Source organism: Achromobacter spanius (assembly GCF_039673305.1).
Classification (GTDB): Bacteria; Pseudomonadota; Gammaproteobacteria; order Burkholderiales; family Burkholderiaceae_B; genus Achromobacter; species Achromobacter spanius_F.
In genome coordinates, this window is sequence record NZ_JBDJLJ010000133.1 from 1 (window position 1) to 569 (window position 569).

The following is a 569-nucleotide window of genomic DNA, read 5'->3' on the forward strand; positions in this document are numbered from 1 at the left end:
TCATACGTCGCTACTCAAAGGAAGTGAGGTATGTTCTTAAACTTGACGTCTAAGGTACTTCACTTCTAGTGAGCACTTGATTTCATTGTGCTTGTGACCAGGTTAAAAACCTAACCACTGCACTCGCATCAAGCGCCCACACTTATCGGTTGTTTAATTGTTAAAGAGCGGTACTGCTAAATTCTGTACTACTGGTTTCTGCCTTCAACTTCGGCCAACTTCGCTTTCGCGTCGTCGCTGTCGTTGCAGCAGAGAAACGAGATTATGAAGAAGTTTTTATCGCTTGTCAAGTCAGCGTCGTTTATTTCACTTCGCTTTCTTGCCGCGACCTCTTCAGGCCTCGCCGGGGTTTTCACCCCAACCTAGCAGCTATCGAGACACCAGGGTAAACCCTAATTTCTCGGCAACTGCCAAGCCCAAGACTATAGCACAATTTTTGCGGATCGTGCAACTGGCTTCTGCCTGATTTGCACCAATCCTTGCAATAACCGCTGGGCTTTCATCGCTGATCGCTTTTGCGGCAGGCGTTGCCGGGTAACCCTTGGCGCCTGTTGCACTTGCTTGGCTTC

1 protein-coding gene is annotated in these 569 nt (G+C 48.7%); it reads right to left on the reverse strand.

What is annotated here, in order from left to right; genetic code table 11:
• Positions 1–369: 369 nt before the first annotated feature.
• Positions 370–569: hypothetical protein (locus ABE485_RS31170; RefSeq protein WP_346519111.1), on the reverse strand; the 200-nt coding region annotated here is incomplete at its 5' end.